The sequence below is a fragment of the Streptomyces exfoliatus genome, from assembly GCF_000725545.1.
GTDB lineage: Bacteria > Actinomycetota > Actinomycetes > Streptomycetales > Streptomycetaceae > Streptomyces > Streptomyces exfoliatus.
The window spans coordinates 175,508-192,133 of record NZ_JNZP01000008.1; the positions used below are offsets into that span (position 1 = coordinate 175,508).

A 16,626-nucleotide genomic window follows, 5' to 3' on the forward strand; every position below is an offset into this window, starting at 1 on the left:
TCCCGGACGCCCTTGTCGCGAACTGTTGACTGCCGTCACCAACACGATACGCTCGTGGAGCGACGGGCGACCCCACCTCGACAGGGGGACGGACTCATGGAGCTGACACCCTCGGCCCACCTCGACACCTTCGCCCGCGACCGGCTGCCGCCGCCGGACCGGTGGCCCCGCCTCCTCTTCGACCTCCCCGAGCTTGCCTATCCCGAACGGCTCAACTGCGGGGCCGAGCTCCTCGACCGCACGGTGGAACGATTCGGCGCCGACCGGCCCGCCTTCCACGACGGAGAGGGCGGTGTCTGGAGCTACGGCGACCTCCAGGACCGCGTCGACCGCATCGCCCACGTCCTCACCTCCGACCTGCGGGTCCTGCCCGGCAACCGGGTCCTCCTGCGCGGCCCCACCACCCCCTGGCTCGCCGCCTGCTGGCTCGCCGTGATGAAGGCGGGCGCCATCGCCGTCACCGTCCTCGCCCAGCAGCGCGCCCCCGAGCTCGCCGCCATGGCGGAGGCGGCCCGCTGCAGCCACGCCCTCTGCGACGCCCACGCCGTCGACGAGCTCCTCGCGGCCCGGATCCCGGGGCTCCGCGTCACCCCCTTCGGCGGGGAGGGTCCCGACGACCTCCTCGACCTCGCCGCCCGCCGCCCCGGCCCGTACCCGGCGGTGGCGACGGCCGCCGACGACGTCGCCCTGATCGCCTTCACCTCCGGCACGACCGGGCAGCCCAAGGGCTGCGTCCACTTCCACCGGGACGTCCTGGCCGTCGCCGACACCTTCTCCGCGCACGTCCTGCGCCCGCTGCCCGACGACGTCTTCGCCGGCTCGCCGCCGCTCGCCTTCACCTTCGGCCTCGGCGGACTCGTCGTCTTCCCCCTGCGGGCCGGGGCGAGCGCGGTCCTGCTCGAACAGGCCGGGCCCAAGCAGCTGCTCGCGGCGATCGAGCGGCACCGGGTGTCGGTGCTCTTCACCGCCCCCACGGCCTACCGGGTCATGCTCGCCGAGATGACCCAGGGCACCGCCCCGGACCTGGGCTCCCTGCGCCGCTGCGTCTCCGCGGGCGAGAACCTGCCGGAAGCGACCTGGAAGGCCTGGTACGCGCGCACCGGCCTGCGCCTGATCAACGGCATCGGGGCGACCGAACTGCTGCACATCTTCATCTCCGCCGCCGACGGCGACATCCGCCCCGGCACCACAGGGCGCCCCGTGCCCGGCTGGCAGGCCAGGATCGTGGACCGCGAGGGCGGGGACGTCCCGGACGGCGAGGAAGGGCTCCTCGCCGTGCGCGGCCCGGTCGGCTGCCGCTATCTCGCCGACCCCCGCCAGGCCGAGTACGTACGCGAGGGCTGGAACGTCACGGGCGACACGTACGTCCGCGATCCCGACGGCTGGTTCCGCTACGTCTCACGCGCCGACGACATGATCATCTCGGCGGGGTACAACATCGCGGGCCCCCAGGTCGAGGAGGCGCTCCTCGACCACCCCGACGTGGTGGAGACGGCGGTGGTGGGCCGCCCGGACGAGCTGCGCGGCCAGATCGTCGTGGCGTACACGGTGGTACGGGACGGGGTGCCGCGCGACGCGAGCACCGCCGCCGCGCTGCGGGCCTTCGTCCGCGCCCGCCTCGCCCCGTACAAGTCGCCCCGGGAGATCGTCTTCCTGGACGCGCTGCCGCGCACGGCGACCGGCAAGCTCCAGCGCTTCCGGCTGCGGCACGACCCCTCCGGGCGCCCGGCGTGATCCGAAGGACAGGCCCTAAAGTGATCACGTGGCCGAGCAGCACACTCCCCGATCCCTGATCGTCTCCCTCTACGGCGCCTACGGCCGTGCGCCCGACGGGTCGCCGGTGCCCGTGGCCGCGCTCGTACGGCTGCTCGCGGTGCTCGGCGTGGACGCGCCCTCGGTGCGTTCCTCGGTGTCGCGGCTGAAGCGGCGCGGGCTCCTGCTGCCGCGCCGGACGGCGGACGGCGCCGCCGGGTACGCCCTCTCGGAGGAAGCCCGCCGGCTCCTGGAGGACGGTGACCGCCGCATCTACGCCCGTACCGAGCCGAAGCCGTCCGAGGGCTGGGTCCTCGCCGTCTTCTCCGTCCCCGAGGCCGAGCGGCACAAGCGGCACCTGCTGCGCTCCCGGCTCGCCCGGCTCGGCTTCGGCACGGCGGCGCCCGGTGTCTGGATCGCGCCCGCGCGGCTCTACGAGGAGACCCGGCACGCCCTGGAGCGCCTGGAGCTCTCCCCTTACGTGGACCTCTTCAGGGGCGACCACCTGGGGTACACGGCGACGGCGGGGGCGGTGGCCCGCTGGTGGGACCTGGGCGCCATCGCCGCGCTCCACGAGGAGTTCCTCGCGGCCCACGAGCCGGTACTGCGCGCCTGGACCTCACGGACGGAGACCGGGGAGACAGGGGACGCGGGGGACGCCTACCGGGACTACCTCCTCGCCCTGGACTCCTGGCGGCGGCTGCCGTACGCGGACCCGGTCCTCCCGGCGGAACTGCTTCCCGACGACTGGCCGGGCCGCCGATCGGCGGAGGTCTTCACGGCCCTGCACGAGCTGCTGCGGGACCGGGGCGCGGAGTTCGTCCGCCCGTTCCTGTCCGAGCATTAGGGCCTGATCCGGAAGACAGGCGCTCGCGCCGTACAGGGCCGCTACTCGCGGCGGCCGGTAGGGGGTCTCCGGCTGCCCGCGCGGTACGGGGCCGGCCAGGGGGCGGCGGGGCCCCGGTAGTCCTGTTCGGCCGCCGCGTGCAGGGTCCAGTGCGGGTCGTAGAGGTGGGGGCGGGCGAGTGCGCACAGGTCGGCGCGGCCCGCGAGGAGCAGGGAGTTGACGTCGTCCCAGGAGGAGATCGCGCCGACCGCGATCACCGGGACCCCCAGCTCGTTGCGGATGCGGTCGGCGAACGGGGTCTGGTACGAGCGGCCGTAGGCGGGGGTCTCCTCGGGGACGACCTGGCCGGTGGAGACGTCGATCGCGTCGGCTCCGTGGTCCGCGAAGGCGCGGGCGATCACGACGGCGTCCTCGGCGCTCGTGCCGCCCTCGGCCCAGTCGGTGGCGGAGATGCGGACGGTCATGGGGCGGTCGGCCGGCCAGACCTCCCGTACCGCGTCGAAGACTTCGAGGGGGTAGCGCAGCCGGCCGTCGAGGTCGCCGCCGTACGCGTCGGTGCGGTGGTTGGTGAGCGGGGAGAGGAAGCCGGAGAGGAGGTAGCCGTGGGCGCAGTGGAGTTCGAGGAGGTCGAAGTCGCCGTGGGCGGCGCGCCGGGCGGCGGCCGTGAACTCCTCGCGTACGGCGGCGAGTCCGGCGCGGTCGAGGGCGGCCGGGGTCTGGTTGACGCCGGGCCGGTACGGCAGCGGCGAGGCGGCGACCAGCGGCCAGTTGCCCTCGGGGAGCGGCTGGTCGATGCCCTCCCACATGCGCCGGGTGGAGCCCTTGCGGCCGGAGTGCCCGAGCTGGACGCCAAGGGCGGTGCCGGGTGCCTGGTCGTGGACGAAGGAGGTGATCCTGCGCCAGGCGTCGGCCTGTGCGTCGGTCCAGAGGCCGGTGCAGCCGGGGGTGATACGGCCTCCGGGGCTCACGCAGACCATCTCGGTCATGACGAGTCCGGCGCCGCCCAGGGCTCTGGAGCCCAGGTGGACGAGGTGGAAGTCGCCGGGGACGCCGTCCACCGCGACGTACAGGTCCATGGGTGAGACGACGATCCGGTTGCGCAGGGTGAGGCCGCCGAGCCTGAAGGGGGTGAACATGGGCGGGGTGCCGGGCGGGCAGCCGAAGTCGGCTTCGACGGCGGCGGTGAAGGCGGGGTCGCGGAGCCGCAGGTTGGCGTGGGTGACGCGGCGGCTGCGGGTGAGGAGGTCGAAGGCGAACCTGCGGGGCGGCCGGTCGACCCGGCCCGCGAGCTCCTCGAACCAGTGGAGGCTGGCGGCGGCGGCGCGCTGGGTGGAGGCGACGACGGGGCGGCGCTCGGTCTCGTAGGCGGCCAGGGCGTCCGGGAGGGTGGGGTTTCCGCCGATGGCGCGGGCGAGGGCGAGGGCGTCCTCGACGGCCAGTTTGGTGCCGGAGCCGATGGAGAAGTGCGCGGTGTGGGCGGCGTCGCCGATGAGGACGGTGCTGCCGTACGACCAGTGGTCGTTGACGACGGTACGGAACGCGGTCCAGGCGGAGTTGTTCGCCCGGAGTTCCCGGCCGCCGAGCGCCTCGGCGAAGATCTTCGCGCAGCGGGCGGTGGACTCGGCCTCGTCGAGCTCGTCGAAGCCGGCCGCCCTCCAGACCTCCTCCCGCATCTCGACGATGACGGTGGAGGCGCCCGCCTCGTAGGGGTAGGCGTGCAGCTGCATCACGCCGTACTCGGTCTCCGCGGTCTCGAAGCGGAAGGCGTCGAAGGCGAAGTCGGCGGCGAGCCAGATGTAGCGGCAGCGGTGGGTGGTGATCCGGGGGTGGAAGCGGTCGGCGTGGGCCTCGCGGGTGCGGCTGTGGACTCCGTCGGCGGCGACGACGAGGTCGTGGTCGGCGGCGAGGGTCTCGGCGGGCGGGGCCTCGGTGCGGAAGCGGAGCCGTACGCCCAGGTCGGTGCAGCGGGCGTGCAGGATCTCCAGGAGCCGGCGGCGGCCGAGGGCGGCGAAGCCGTGGCCGGTGGAGCGGGTGCGGTGGCCCCGGTGGACGACGTCGATGTCGTCCCAGCGGACGAGGTCGCGGCTGAGCGCCTCGTACACGACGGGGTCGGCGTCCCTGATGCCACCGAGGGTCTCGTCGGAGAGGACGACGCCGAAGCCGAAGGTGTCGGTGGGTGCGTTCCGCTCCCAGACCGTGACCTCGCGGGCGGGGTCGAGCCGTTTGAACAGGGCGGCGGCGTAGAGCCCGCCGGGTCCGCCGCCGATGACGGCGATTCTGGACGGGGCGGCGGGGGCCATGGCTAGCGGCCCTGCCATTTCGGGGGCCGTTTCTCGGTGAAGGCGGCGTGGAACTCGGCGTAGTCCGCGCCGTTCATCAGGAGCGCCTGGGTGGCCGCGTCCAGTTCGATCGACGCGGCGAGCGGCATGTCGAGTTCGGCGGTGAGCAGGGCCTTGGTCTGGGCGAGGGCGAGGGCGGGGCCGTCCGCGAGACGGCGGGCGAGGGCGCCGGCCCGCTCCGCCGCCCGGCCCTCCTCGGTGAGCTCGGAGAGCAGGCCGATGCGCTCGGCCTCGGCGGCGTGGACGGGTTCGCCCAGCATGAGGAGCCGGGTGGCGTGGCCGAGCCCGACGACCCTGGGCAGCAGGTAGGCCGCGCCCATGTCGCCGCCGGAGAGGCCGACGCGGGTGAAGAGGAACGCGAAGCGGGTGGTGGGGTCGGCGATCCGGAAGTCGGCGGCGAGGGCGAGGACGGCTCCGGCGCCCGCGGCGACGCCGTGGAGGGCGGCGACGACCGGGAAGGGGCACTCGCGCAGGGCCCTGACGACCTGGCCTGTCATCCGGTTGAAGTCGAGGAGCTGGGCGGTGTCGAGGGAGAGGGTCGCGCCGATGATCTCGTCGACGTCACCGCCGGAGCAGAAGCCGCGGCCCTCCCCGTCGAGGACGAGGGCGCGGACGGAGCGCTCGCGGGACAGCTCGGCGAGGAGGTCCCGCAGGTCGGCGTAGGCGCCGAAGGTGAGCGCGTTGAGTTTCGCGGGGCGGGCGAGGGTGACGGTGGCGACGCCCCGGTCGATGTCGAGGCGCAGGTGCCGCCAGTCCGCGGTGCGGGGCGTGGAGCCGGTGAACGGACTCATCCGGAAGGGCCTCCTTCCTCCGCTCGGAGGGTATCACCGTACTGTGACTGTCGTCACGAGTACGCGATACAGGAGGGTTCCCAGGGCCTGGCGACTGGTGACGGAAGTCCCCGGCGAAAGGGAGGGGTGCCCCTGGAAAGAGAAATTCCACCTCGTAAGGTTGAAACCAGGACGTCTCGGTGCCCCGCCCCCGCGAGGCGCACGCGTGCTCGTGGAGCGCCGCGCCACCCGACCGTCCCGCCCGCCCACCCGGCGAAGGGAGCCTGCCCCCATGCCCCGAGCGACCGGCCCCGCCGCGACCGGGCCGCCCTCCTCCTGGCGCGTCCGGCTGCCTCACACCGCCGCCGCCGTACCGATCGCCCGCGCCCTGATCCGTACCACGCTCAGCGAACTCGACCCCACTGCGGCCGACCGCCCCGACACCGACACGGCGGAGCTGCTCACCGCGGAGCTCGTCGCGAACGCCGTCGAACACACCGCCGGCCTCGGCCCCATCGAACTCGTCGTCGAGCTGCTCGCGGGGCCCGGCGGCTGCCAGATCGAGGTCCACGACTCCCAGCCCGCCCTGCCCGGTCAGCTCGTCTGCCCGGATCCGGGCACGGAGGTCGACCCGTGGCAGGAGCACGGCCGAGGACTGCTTCTCATCCGCGCGCTGAGCAGCGACTGCGGACACCGCCCCACCACTCGGGGCAAGGCGGTCTGGTTCACCCTTCCGGCCGTACCGGCTCAGCGCCGGCGGTGCCCTCAGACGCCCTGAGGAGCGGGTCCCGCGAGCGTCGCGACCAGGACCGCCTTGATGGTGTGCATCCGGTTCTCGGCCTCGTCGAAGACGACCGAGTGGGCCGACTCGAAGACCTCGTCGGAGACCTCCAGCTCGGTCAGGCCGTGCCGGGCGTGGATGTCCCGCCCGACGGCCGTGCCCAGGTCGTGGAAGGCCGGCAGGCAGTGCAGGAACCTGACGTCCGCGTTGCCGGTGGCGCGGAGCACGTCCATGGTCACGGAGTACGGGGCGAGGGCGGCGATCCGCTCGTCCCAGACCTCCTTGGGCTCACCCATGGAGACCCAGACGTCGGTGGCCACGAAGTCGGCGCCCGCGACCCCCTCCGCGACGTCCTCGGTGAGGGTGACGGTCGCGCCACTGGCCGCCGCGAGCTCGCGGGCCGCGGCGACGACGCCCTCTTCCGGCCAGTACGCCTCGGGGGCGACGATCCGCACGTCCATGCCGAGCAGGGCGCCGGTGACCAGGTAGGAGTTGCCCATGTTGAAGCGGGCGTCGCCGAGGTAGGCGAAGGTGACCGCGTCCAGCGGCTTGTCCGTGTGCTCGGTCATGGTGAGCACGTCGGCGAGCATCTGGGTGGGGTGCCAGTCGTCGGTGAGCCCGTTGAAGACGGGGACGCCGGCGAAGGCGGCGAGCTCCTCGACGGCGGCCTGGCTGTCGCCCCGGTACTCGATGCCGTCGAACATCCGGCCGAGCACACGGGCGGTGTCCTTGACCGACTCCTTGTGACCCATCTGGGAACCGGAGGGGTCCAGGTAGGTGGTGGAGGCGCCCTGGTCGGCGGCGGCGACCTCGAAGGCGCAGCGGGTGCGGGTCGACGTCTTCTCGAAGATCAGGGCGATGTTCCTGCCGCGCAGCCGCTGGACCTCGGTGCCCGCCTTCTTCGCGGCCTTGAGCTCGGCGGAGAGCGCAACCAGGCCGCGGAACTCCTCGGCGGTGAAGTCCAGCTCCTTGAGGAAGTGGCGGCCGATGAGGTCTGTGGCCATGGGACGCGCTCCTATGGGTACGGTCGGGGACGTCGGCAGGGAACACCGACAGGGGACGCCGGTCAGGGAACACCGGTCAGGGACGCTGGAAGTGTATACGCGGTTCAACATTTATATACAGCCCCGTCCCCTCGGAGCCCCGTCAGACCGCGTCACGCTCCACCGGGCAGCTCATACAGCGCGGCCCGCCCCGCCCCCGGCCCAGCTCGCTGCCCGGGATCTCGATCACCTCGATGCCCTGCTTCCGCAGATGCGTGTTCGTGGTGGCGTTCCGCTCGTACGCGACGACCACACCCGGCTCCACGGCGAGCACGTTGCACCCGTCGTCCCACTGCTCGCGCTCGGCCGCGTGCACGTCCTGCGTCGCCGTCAGGACCCGGATCTCCTGCAGCCCGAGCGCCGCCGCGATGGCGCTGTGCATCCGCTCCGGCGGGTGGTCGGTCACCCGCAGCGGCTGGCCCGCGTCCCCCGGTTCGATCGTGTACGAGCGGAGCATCCCGAGCCCCCCGTACTGGGTGAACGTGTCCTGGTCCACCATCGTCATCACCGTGTCCAGGTGCATGAACGCCCGCCGTTTCGGCATGTCGAGCGCGACGATCGTGCGCGCCGAACCGGCCGCGAACATGCCCCGCGCCAGCATCTCCACCGCCTGCGGGGTCGTCCGCTCGCTCATCCCGATGAGCACGGCGCCGTTGCCGATGACGAGGACGTCCCCGCCCTCGATCGTCGACGGATAGTCGGCCTGCCCCTCCGACCAGTGGTGGAACGGCCCCGCCCCGGCACCGGTGAACAGCGGATGGTGCTTGTAGATCGCCTCGAAGTGCACGGTCTCGCGCTGCCGGGCCGGCCAGCGCATCGCGTTGATCGAGACGCCGTCGTAGATCCAGGCCGAGGTGTCCCGGGTGAAGAGGTGGTTCGGCAGCGGACCGAGGAGGAAGTCGTCCAGGTCCAGGGCGTGGAACCGGACCGAGGTCGGCTCCCGGTGCGCCACCAGGAACTCCCGCTTCGTCATCCCGCCCACCAGCGCCTCCCGCAGCGCGACCGCGTCCAGCGAGTCGAACGCCGCGCGGAGGTGGTCGGTGGCCAGCGGCCCGTACTCCTTCTCGTCGAAGACCCGGTCGAGCACGAGCGCGCGGGCGGCCGGCACCTCCAGGGCCTCGCTCAGCAGGTCGCCGAAAAGATGCACCTCCACCCCCCTGTCCCGCAGCACGTCCGCGAACCCGTCGTGCTCCTGCCGGGCCCGGCGCACCCAGAGCACGTCGTCGAAGAGGAGGGCGTCCTTGTTACTGGGGGTGAGCCGCTTCAGCTCCAGATCGGGCCGGTGCAGGATGACGCGGCGCAGCCGCCCGGTTTCGGAGTCGACATGGAATCCCATGCGCCCATCCTGACGGAGCCGGGCGGCCGAGTCCCGCGTTTCGGGCCAGGCGCGGACGGCAGGGCTACCGGTACGACGCTCCCCCGCCGGGGCGGGGAGCCGTGCGGGGCACGCCGTACGCCTCCTTCAGGAGGGTCACCCAGACCACCTCCGGCAGGCCGGGGCGCTCGCCGTCGACGATCAGCCAGAAGGCTTCGCGGGCGGACGGCGCCGGGCTCGTACGGAGCCGGGAGAGCAGCGCGGCGACCGTGCCGACCGGGCCGTCGCCGCCGGCGAGGACCGGGCGGACCGCCCAGAGGTGCAGCTCGGCGGCGTTGGCCGCGCGCTGCTCCTCCGGCGGGTCGGACGGGTCGGCCTCGGCGCCCGGCGGCGCGACGGCCCAGAGGTCCTGGCCGAGGACCTCCGCGCAGAGCTCCCGGCGCAGCGGATGCTCCCAGGACGGCAGGCGGCGGGCGACCTCCCCGAGGAGGAGGGTGAGGACGACGTAGGCCTGCGGGCGGCCCAGCGCGGCGAGCAGTTCGCGGCTGCCGGCCCGCTCGACGAGCCCCCGGGCCTCCTCCACGGTGCGGGCGGCCGACAGCTTGTGCACGAGCCCGGTCTCGACGTCCTTCTCCCGCCCGCGCACCCTGGGCCAGGAACGCCCGGGGGCCGCGCTCGGGCCGGTCCACTCGGGCGCGACCTGGGGCAGCACGGGGCGGGGGTACGGGTCGGCCCCGGGGCGGTGCGACGGCTCCGGCGGTCCGGTCCTGAGGGCTCGGCCCTCGTGGCTACGCGGCGCGGGTGTCGGTTCCGGAACCGGTTCGGGAGTCGGTTCGGGGGTCGGAACCGGCATCGGTTCCGGCGCCGGATCGACCTGCGACTCGGGCTCCGGCTTCGGCTCGCTCTGCGGTACGGCGCCCGCCACGGCCGTCGGCCCGCTCCCGGGCGGCGCCGGCCGCGGATCCGGGCGGAACCACAGGTCCGGGCGTTCCGTCGGGCCGGGGAAGCCGGGGGCCGGGGCCCACGGGTTCCGGCCGGTGAGGCCGGCCGCCTGCGCGGGGACGTGCGGAGCGGTCGGGGCGGTCGGGGTGGTCGGGCTGCCCGCCCGGCCGTCGAGGGCGGCGAGCGCGCGCGTGGCCGTCTCCAGGAGGGGGCCGCGTCGGGCGGAGGAGGCCGCGTGGAGGGCGCTGCCGACCGCGTACTCGCCGCCCTCGCCCTCCGCGACCCCCTGGAGGTGGTGGCGGACGAGCCGGGCCGCGATCTCCTCAGCCGCGTCGCCGATCCGCTCCCGTGGATCGACCCGGCGGCGTTCGGTGTTGCGGCTCGCGGCGCCGGACCAGCGGCCGACGAACACGAAGCGGAGCGCGGGGAGTTCGACGGTGTCGTGGGTGGCGAAGGTCCACCGGCGGTCGGTGAGCGTGCCGAACATGCTGTGCAGCCCCCAGAGAACCTGGCAGGCAGTGTCGCCCCGTTCGTCGAGGACGGTGAAGCGCTCGTCCGGGTGGCGCAGCAACTCCGCGACCGCACCGGTGAGTTCCTCGTCCGCGTACGCCAGGATCCGGTCGAGTTCCCCCTGCCCCCGGCCGGTCGCCGGGACGAGGACGTCCTCGGGGACGACCGGCAGCCGGCCGCGCGCCTCGGCGGCGTTCAGCTCGGCCCCCTCCCAGTTCCAGGCGTGCAACCCGAGGCAGACCGCCGGTTCGAGGAGCGCGGGAGAGCCGACGAGGGCGTGGCAGAGCACGGAGGTCCCGCCGTCGGCGTCCGCGAACGGGGTGCGCCGGATCAGCATCACGTCCGCGCGCCGCTGGAGCCGGATCAGGGCCGGCCGGGTCTCCTCGCCGCTCGCGCGGAGCACGGGTCCCGAGGTCCTGAAGAGGTTCTCCGCCTCCTCCCGGGGGCCCGACCAGGCCACCGGGCCGAATCCGGTGCTGCCGGTGAGGTTCTCGCTGTCCCAGCGGAAGACGATCTGGTCGACCTCGTTCTCCGACCGTGTCATCGGACGATCCCCTCGGTAGGGCCCGCGGGTCGCGCCCCGGGCAGCAGCCCGCACAGGGCGAAGAGCGAAAGGAGCGGCGCGAGGACCCGGCGCGGCCGGGCCCCGTGCGGAAACCGGTCGCCGCGGGCCTGTCCGCCGGTCGCGGCGACGAAGTGCAGGGTGCAGTCGGCGCAGTCGTCGAAGGGCTTGAGCCAGGCGGGGCTGGCGTGCTGGGCGAGGAAGGCGTACGCGTCCCGGCTCTCGGCCCGCGGGACGGCGGGGTCGTGGGGGCCGGGCAGGGCGCGGCCGAGCCAGCGGTCGACGACCGGTTCGAAGCGCACCAGGTCGCTCTTGTTGACGGCGAGCGCGGCCGGGGCGGCGACGAGCCCGCCGCGCTGCCGTGGGATGCGGTTCAGGACGGTGGCGAAGGCCTCGTCGCCGAGGTCGCGCCGGCGCAGCCCGCTCTGTTCCCGCACCGGGTCGAGGGAGGGCATCCGGAGCGCGCGCAGCGGGTCGAGGACGAAGATGAACGCGTCGACGCCCATGAGGAAGCGGCCGACCTCGCTGTCCTGGGCCAGGTCCTCGCCGGCGAGGTCGAAGAAGACGACGGGCCGGGGTGTCGCGCCGCCCGCGGAGACGAGCAGCCCGTCGGCGAACCGCGCGAAGGTCTGCTGACCCGTGCGCCCCAACTGCCGCCCCTGCTGGAGGCTCTGGACGCGTTCGCGCAGGTAGGTGCGGTGCGCCTCCGGGTTGAGCGGCCGGCATTTCAGCCCGTACGGTTCGAGACCTCCGAGTTCGACCTCGCCGAGCATGGCGGCGAGGAGGTGGGTCTTGCCGACGGAGGAGCTGCCGACGAGGGCGATGGAGAGCGGCTCCCCGTTCGTGAGGTAGGGCACGGGCAGTTCGTGTCCCTCGTCGCCGTCCCGGGTGTGCGGACAGAGGTGGTACGCCTTGCGCAGGGCGTCCGACAGGTGACCGGGGCGGCGTTCGCCGCTGAGGTCGAGCGGGATGCGGTTGCCCTTGGCGTCGATGGTGACCAGCAGCCGTTCGTCGTACTCGACGGGGAGCAGGCAGTGCGGGCACATCCGGCTCCGGGCCGGCGGCGCGGGGACGGGTTCGGGCGCGGGCGCGGCGGGGCGGGCCGTTTCGTCGCCGCCGAAGACCCGGCGGAACACGGAGGTGCGCGGGGACCGCGGGCCCTGGACGGGGGCGTCCTGGGCGTCCCCCGCCGGTCCCGCACCGGGCCGGGCTTCCCCGGACAGCGCGCGCTTGCGTGCGATCTGGGTGTCGTACTCGGCGCGCCAGCGGTCGAGCGGGTCCGCCGCGCCCGCGCCGGTGGCGAGCGGATCGGGTACGTGGAGGAGCCGCAGCAGCTCGGTCGGGTGCGGGCGCCGCTCCGCCTCCCTGGCGAAGAGACCGCTGTGTTCGAGGGCGGCGAGGCGCCGGTAGTCGGCGAGGTCCGCAGGGGGGCCCTCGCCGCGGTCGGGGCGGCCTGAGAGCAGGAAGTAGGCGATCTCGGCGACGGACCACAGGTCGTCGCGCGGGTCGGCGGCGCCGTGGCCCGCGCGCTGTTCGGGCGAGGCCCAGGGGGCGGCGCCGAAGGGCTCGCGGGTCTCCCCGGCGCGCAGTGCCGCGTACGGTTCGCAGAGCCGCACCCGTGCGCCGTCCCACCGTACGGTGTCGGGGGTGATCGCCCGGTGGACGAGGTCCACGTCGCCCAGGAGGCGTACGGCCATGGCGAGTTGGCCGGTGATCCGCTCCTGGTCCTCGGCGGCGAGGCGGCCCGCCCAGTCGGAGAGCGGACGCCCGCCCGGCGGCCGGTACAGCACGAAGGGCTCGGCCGCCGTCAGGTCGAAGCCGACGACCCGCGGCAGTACGGCACCGAACTTGGCGCCGCCGTAGCGTCGTTCGAGGGCCACGGCGGCGGCCACCTCGCGTTCCAGGAGCCCGTACGCGTCGGGGTCGCGCTGCGGGGACGACGTGAGGCGGTACTGGTGGACCGGTACCGCCCCCGTGCCCAGGAGGGCCCGGCGGACGAGGATGCCCGGACGCCCTGGCGGCCTGCGGTCCTCCCCGTAGCGGACGGCGAAGCGGACCTGTGCCTCCTGGTGGTTCAGGAACTCCAGCTCCTGGTAGTACGGGTGGGGCGGCGGGCTCGGCTCGCCGATGTGGTCGGGGTGGTCCGGGCCGATGGGCTGCTGCGGGTCGGGCGGGCGGTGTGCGTCGGGCGGGCCGTCCGGGTCGTGCGGGCGGTTCTGGTCGGTCACCGTTCTCCTGCCTCCTCAGCGCGGACGGTGTGCACGACGTCCGTGCGCAGGGGTACGAGGCGGAGGATTCCGGCGTGGCGCCCCGCACCGGTCCACACGACGTCCTCGGAGGTACCCCGCCAGACGTCCTCCCCCGCGGTCCCGCGCCGCATCGCCTCGGGCACGAAGCGGACCTGCCGGGCGGCGAGCGGGTCGTGGGAGAGCAGCCGCTGGTGCTCGGGGCCGCAGAGCGCCACCGTGCGGCCGGGGTCGTCCTCGGCGAGCAGCAGCCGGGCCACCGCGTCCGGGGCGACCCCGGTGAGCCGGGCGGCGTCGGGCCGGTCGGAACGGTCGGTGAGCGCCGTGGCGAGGCCGGACAGCGCGTCCGGGTCGCGCAGACCGTCGTAGCGGGGTGGCGGCGAGGCGGCGACGTCGCGTTCGAGGCGGACCCGGGTCTCGTCCAGGAGTTCCGCCATCCGCTGCTCGTGGACGGCGGACACGGCGGCTCCGGGATCGCGCTCGATGCCGGCCCAGCACCGGTCGAGGATCAGCAGGGTGCCCGCGACGAGGTCGGCGACGAGGGTGTCGACGAGCAGGGGGCCGCCGTCCCCGTACCGCCGCTCCAGCCACGCGGGCGCGGGCAGGGAGGAGGGCTCCCCCGAGGGAGCGGAGGGAACGGTGGTACGGCGAGGGTCACGGTCGGAGGCGCCGCGAGGGTCACGAGCGGAGGCAGCCGACGGGTACGGGGACGCGGCCGGGGGCGGGGGCGGTGCCGGGGCGCGCACCGGATCGGGTTCCTCGTCCATGTCGGACCAGACGTCCTCCTCACCCCCGTCCGCCGACCAGTCGTCCCAGCTCCAGGCCGCCGTACCGCCGTCCGGGGCCGGTGGCGGCACGTCCTCCGTCTCCGCGAATTCCGGGTCCGTCCGCCCGTACGGACGGGACGTCCCGGACGGATCCGGCTGCCCGTCCCCGTCGGCCGTCTCCGCGAGACCCCGGAGCAGCCGGGCGATCGCCCCCGCCCCGGCCGAGCAGTGGTGCCGCACCTCGGCGAAGAGCCAGTCGTGCACGGCCGTCGTGACCACCAGGGCCTGCGTCTCCCGCAGGATCCGCCAGGCCTCCTCCGGGTCCGCCCGCGCCCACCAGTCGTCCACGGCCCGCGTCCAGTCGCGCAGCGCGAGGAGGACGACGGCCGCCACCGAGACGGTGAGCGCCACGGCCGCCGCCCAGAGCGGCGGTCCGAGGTACAGCCCGAGGCCCGCCCCCGCGAGGCCGCCGACCAGACCGCCGAAGAGCCGGGGCGCCGCACCCGTGGCGCCGCCGCCGTCGATCCGCCCGTCGGGCGAGCGGTTCGGCCTGCGCCGCAGCATCAGATGGGCGAGTCCGGCGGCGAGGACGCCGACGGCCGGGCCGAGGACCCAGCCGAGGACCGGCCAGACTCCGGCGATCAGCGCCAGGACCCCCGTCACGGCGAGGGCCGCGGGGCGCGAACCGCCGGCGGTGAAGGGATGGCGAGCACCGAGCCTTCGCAGCCGCTCCGGCCCGCAGAGCGCGTCGAGCCGGGCGAGCCGGGCGGCGCTGCCGACGGGTGCGGTACGGGCCGAGAGCGCGGCGAGCCGGGCCGCCACGGAGCGCAGCGGCAGCCCCTTGCCGATCAGGTCGTGGGTGTGGTCGCGCAGGGCGGGGACGATCCCCGCCCGCGACATCTCCCGTGGCATCTCGGGCAGTTCGATGCCCCGGTCGCGCAGCACGCCCCGGTGTTCGGCGGTGAGCCGGCTGCCGCCCGCCGCGCCGAACGCGTCCGCGACGGCCGTCCGGAACCGCTCCAGCTCCTCCGCCACCCGTTCGATGTCGCCCGGCAGGTCGACGGTGCGGCCGGCATCGCCGAGGAGTCCCGCCGCGCCCCGGATCCGGTGGTAGCCGTCGACGGCGAGGCCGACGGCCTCGTCGCAGGCGGCGAGGCGGGAACCCGCCCGGCCCTGCGGCGGGAGCCAGCGGTGATCGGAGAGGGATCGCGGAACGCCCTCGTCGAGGAGCAGCGCGAGTGCGGCCGGCACCTGTTCGGCGGAGGCGGCGCCGGCCGGGACGTCCGGGCCGGTCAGCCCCTCCACCGCCTGTCGCCAGGCACGCGCCCGCGCCTCGTCGGTGAGGTCGTGCTCCAGGACGCGCACGGCGGGCACGGCGACGCCGTGCACCACCTCGCCCAGTGCGCGCAGGACGGCGTCGAAGACCTCGGGCGTGGACAGGACGTCGACGAGCGGGCGCAGGACGGCCTCGCCCGGTAGGCCGTCCTCCGCCGTGTCGAACAGCCACAGGATCCCGGCGGCGGGCGGACGGAGGGTGAGGGTGCGGCTCAGGTTCCGGTCGCTCCGGGAGCCGACGGCGAGACAGACGATGTGGGCGGGACCGTAGGACGAGAGGCGTTCGTAGAGCAGTTGGTGGGAGACGAGCCGGTCGGCGTCGTCGAGGACGAGGAAGCGTCGCTCGCCGCCGGTCTGCGGGGCGTCCAGGGCGGTGCGCACGGCGGCCTCGTGGCCGGAGCCGCCGCCGGAGTCGTGGTCGTACGCGCCCGCCGTCCGCAGGTCGAGGCAGACGGCATGGCCGGGCAGCGGCCGTTCGGGCAGGACGCGCGGGCTCACTCCGCCTCCCCGCGCGGAGCACCGTGGTCCGGCCCGAAGTCGGGACCCCAGTCCGGTTCCGGTTCCGGCTCCAGCTCCCAGTCGCCCTCGTAGACGGACGACCGCGGCGGCCGCGCCTCGGCGGCAGGGGCGGGCGCGGGGGCAGGGTGGCCGTAGGCGGTCCTGGGGTCGGGCCGGTCACCGGCGCCGGGGCCCGTTCCGTTCTCGTACGTGGTACGGGGGCCGGGCCCGTTCTCGTACACGTACCTGTCTCCGTACCCGTATCCGTCCCCGTCCCCGTATCCGGAGCGGGGGCTCCGCTGTCCGGCCTGCTCCGGCACCGGCCTCAGGCCCTGACCCTGGCCCTGACGCCGGCCCTGGCCCCGCGCCTGCGGCCGCCCGCCGCGCGGCCCGTGCCGTTCGTACAGGGTCCGCAGGTTGGGTCGCGTCGCGCGGGCCGCCTCGGGGAAGCGCATCTCGAGGGCGCCGGGGTAGGTGACCTCCCAGAAGTGGCGCAGGGGGGCCAGCCATTCGGCGTCGTGGTCGCCGTACCCCCCGCGCCCCCGGTCATCGGGGTCGCCGTACTCCGCGGCGAGTTCGTCGATCAGGGCGAGCTGGCGCGGGGCGACCTGCTCCACGAAGTGGGTGAAGAGCGGGGACGGCGCCGCCGGCACCTGCGCGAGGCCCTTGGGCAGGGCCTGCATGAGGCGCTCGCAGAACTGCTCGATGATCTGTCCCTCGTCGAGCAGCGCCCAGCGCTCGTACGCGCGCAGCAGCCCCGCCCAGCTCGACAGCGAGCCGTCGAAGCCTTCGAGGCGGAGCGACATGGTCGCGGACTCGCCGTCCTGGAGGCGGATGCGGACGACGTGGGGCGAGCCGGCCGGGCCCTGGGCGTCGACGTGTCCGTTCCACATGGCGCAGAGCAGCCGGTGCAGGATGC

Annotated in this window: 11 protein-coding genes; 3 read left to right on the top strand and 8 right to left on the bottom strand. The window is 74.7% G+C overall.

What is annotated here, in order from left to right:
* Nucleotides 1-96 precede the first annotated feature (96 nt).
* Nucleotides 97-1,734: an AMP-binding protein gene (locus tag IO20_RS0111800; protein WP_030549385.1), complete on the top strand. Its 1,638-nt coding sequence runs from the start codon at nt 97-99 to the stop codon at nt 1,732-1,734.
* 28 nt (nt 1,735-1,762) lie between these two features.
* On the top strand, nt 1,763-2,599 hold the full coding sequence (locus tag IO20_RS0111805) for a PaaX family transcriptional regulator (RefSeq protein WP_030549384.1): 837 nt from the start codon (nt 1,763-1,765) through the stop codon (nt 2,597-2,599).
* Between the two features lie 41 nt (nt 2,600-2,640).
* Here IO20_RS0111805 and IO20_RS0111810 read toward each other — a convergent pair whose 3' ends face one another.
* Together IO20_RS0111810 and IO20_RS0111815 are read right to left on the bottom strand one after the other, a co-directional pair.
* Nucleotides 2,641-4,917, bottom strand: coding sequence for a bifunctional salicylyl-CoA 5-hydroxylase/oxidoreductase (locus tag IO20_RS0111810; protein WP_030549382.1), 2,277 nt, complete (start codon nt 4,915-4,917; stop codon nt 2,641-2,643).
* Complete coding sequence (locus tag IO20_RS0111815) at nt 4,902-5,729, bottom strand: enoyl-CoA hydratase family protein (protein ID WP_030146875.1); 828 nt, start codon at nt 5,727-5,729, stop codon at nt 4,902-4,904. Before IO20_RS0111815 ends, IO20_RS0111810 begins: the two co-directional genes overlap by 16 nt.
* Nucleotides 5,730-6,000: 271 nt before the next feature.
* Between IO20_RS0111815 and IO20_RS0111820 the strand changes: the two genes are divergently transcribed.
* Nucleotides 6,001-6,486 carry an ATP-binding protein gene (locus IO20_RS0111820; RefSeq protein ID WP_030549381.1) on the top strand — a complete coding sequence of 162 codons (486 nt, stop codon included), beginning with the start codon at nt 6,001-6,003 and terminating at the stop codon, nt 6,484-6,486.
* On the opposite strand, the gene argF is transcribed toward IO20_RS0111820, so the two are convergent.
* The 6 genes from argF to IO20_RS41305 all read right to left on the bottom strand — a co-directional run bounded on the left by argF (nt 6,474) and on the right by IO20_RS41305 (nt 16,600).
* Nucleotides 6,474-7,493: an ornithine carbamoyltransferase gene (argF, locus tag IO20_RS0111825; RefSeq protein ID WP_030549380.1), complete on the bottom strand. Its 1,020-nt coding sequence runs from the start codon at nt 7,491-7,493 to the stop codon at nt 6,474-6,476. The two genes, IO20_RS0111820 and argF, sit on opposite strands and share 13 nt — an antisense overlap.
* Before the next feature lie 142 nt (nt 7,494-7,635).
* Nucleotides 7,636-8,868, bottom strand: coding sequence for an arginine deiminase (locus IO20_RS0111830; protein WP_030549379.1), 1,233 nt, complete (start codon nt 8,866-8,868; stop codon nt 7,636-7,638).
* Between the two features lie 64 nt (nt 8,869-8,932).
* Complete coding sequence (locus IO20_RS0111835; RefSeq protein ID WP_030549378.1) at nt 8,933-10,843, bottom strand: hypothetical protein; 1,911 nt, start codon at nt 10,841-10,843, stop codon at nt 8,933-8,935.
* Entirely contained in the window at nt 10,840-13,089 is a 2,250-nt protein-coding gene (locus IO20_RS0111840) for a protein kinase family protein (protein WP_245684928.1), read from the bottom strand. Before IO20_RS0111840 ends, IO20_RS0111835 begins: the two co-directional genes overlap by 4 nt.
* Nucleotides 13,086-15,707 (bottom strand): hypothetical protein, encoded by a 2,622-nt coding sequence (locus IO20_RS0111845; RefSeq protein ID WP_030549374.1) that lies wholly within the window; start codon nt 15,705-15,707, stop codon nt 13,086-13,088. Before IO20_RS0111845 ends, IO20_RS0111840 begins: the two co-directional genes overlap by 4 nt.
* The gene (locus IO20_RS41305) at nt 15,704-16,600 is read right to left on the bottom strand and encodes a hypothetical protein (RefSeq protein ID WP_051874413.1); all 897 of its coding nucleotides are present in this window, start codon (nt 16,598-16,600) and stop codon (nt 15,704-15,706) included. The genes IO20_RS0111845 and IO20_RS41305 overlap by 4 nt, the downstream gene beginning before the upstream one ends.
* Nucleotides 16,601-16,626: the final 26 nt, after the last annotated feature.

Excerpts from the sequence above, each read along its gene's own strand:
- IO20_RS0111810 (WP_030549382.1), bottom strand. The coding sequence starts at position 4,917 with ATGGCAGGGCCGCTAGCCATGGCCCCCGCCGCCCCGTCCAGAATCGCC.
- IO20_RS41305 (WP_051874413.1), bottom strand. The coding sequence starts at position 16,600 with ATGTGGAACGGACACGTCGACGCCCAGGGCCCGGCCGGCTCGCCCCAC.
- IO20_RS0111815 (WP_030146875.1), bottom strand. The coding sequence starts at position 5,729 with ATGAGTCCGTTCACCGGCTCCACGCCCCGCACCGCGGACTGGCGGCAC.
- argF (WP_030549380.1), bottom strand. The coding sequence starts at position 7,493 with ATGGCCACAGACCTCATCGGCCGCCACTTCCTCAAGGAGCTGGACTTC.
- IO20_RS0111830 (WP_030549379.1), bottom strand. The coding sequence starts at position 8,868 with ATGGGATTCCATGTCGACTCCGAAACCGGGCGGCTGCGCCGCGTCATC.
- IO20_RS0111835 (WP_030549378.1), bottom strand. The coding sequence starts at position 10,843 with ATGACACGGTCGGAGAACGAGGTCGACCAGATCGTCTTCCGCTGGGAC.
- IO20_RS0111800 (WP_030549385.1), top strand. The coding sequence starts at position 97 with ATGGAGCTGACACCCTCGGCCCACCTCGACACCTTCGCCCGCGACCGG.
- IO20_RS0111820 (WP_030549381.1), top strand. The coding sequence starts at position 6,001 with ATGCCCCGAGCGACCGGCCCCGCCGCGACCGGGCCGCCCTCCTCCTGG.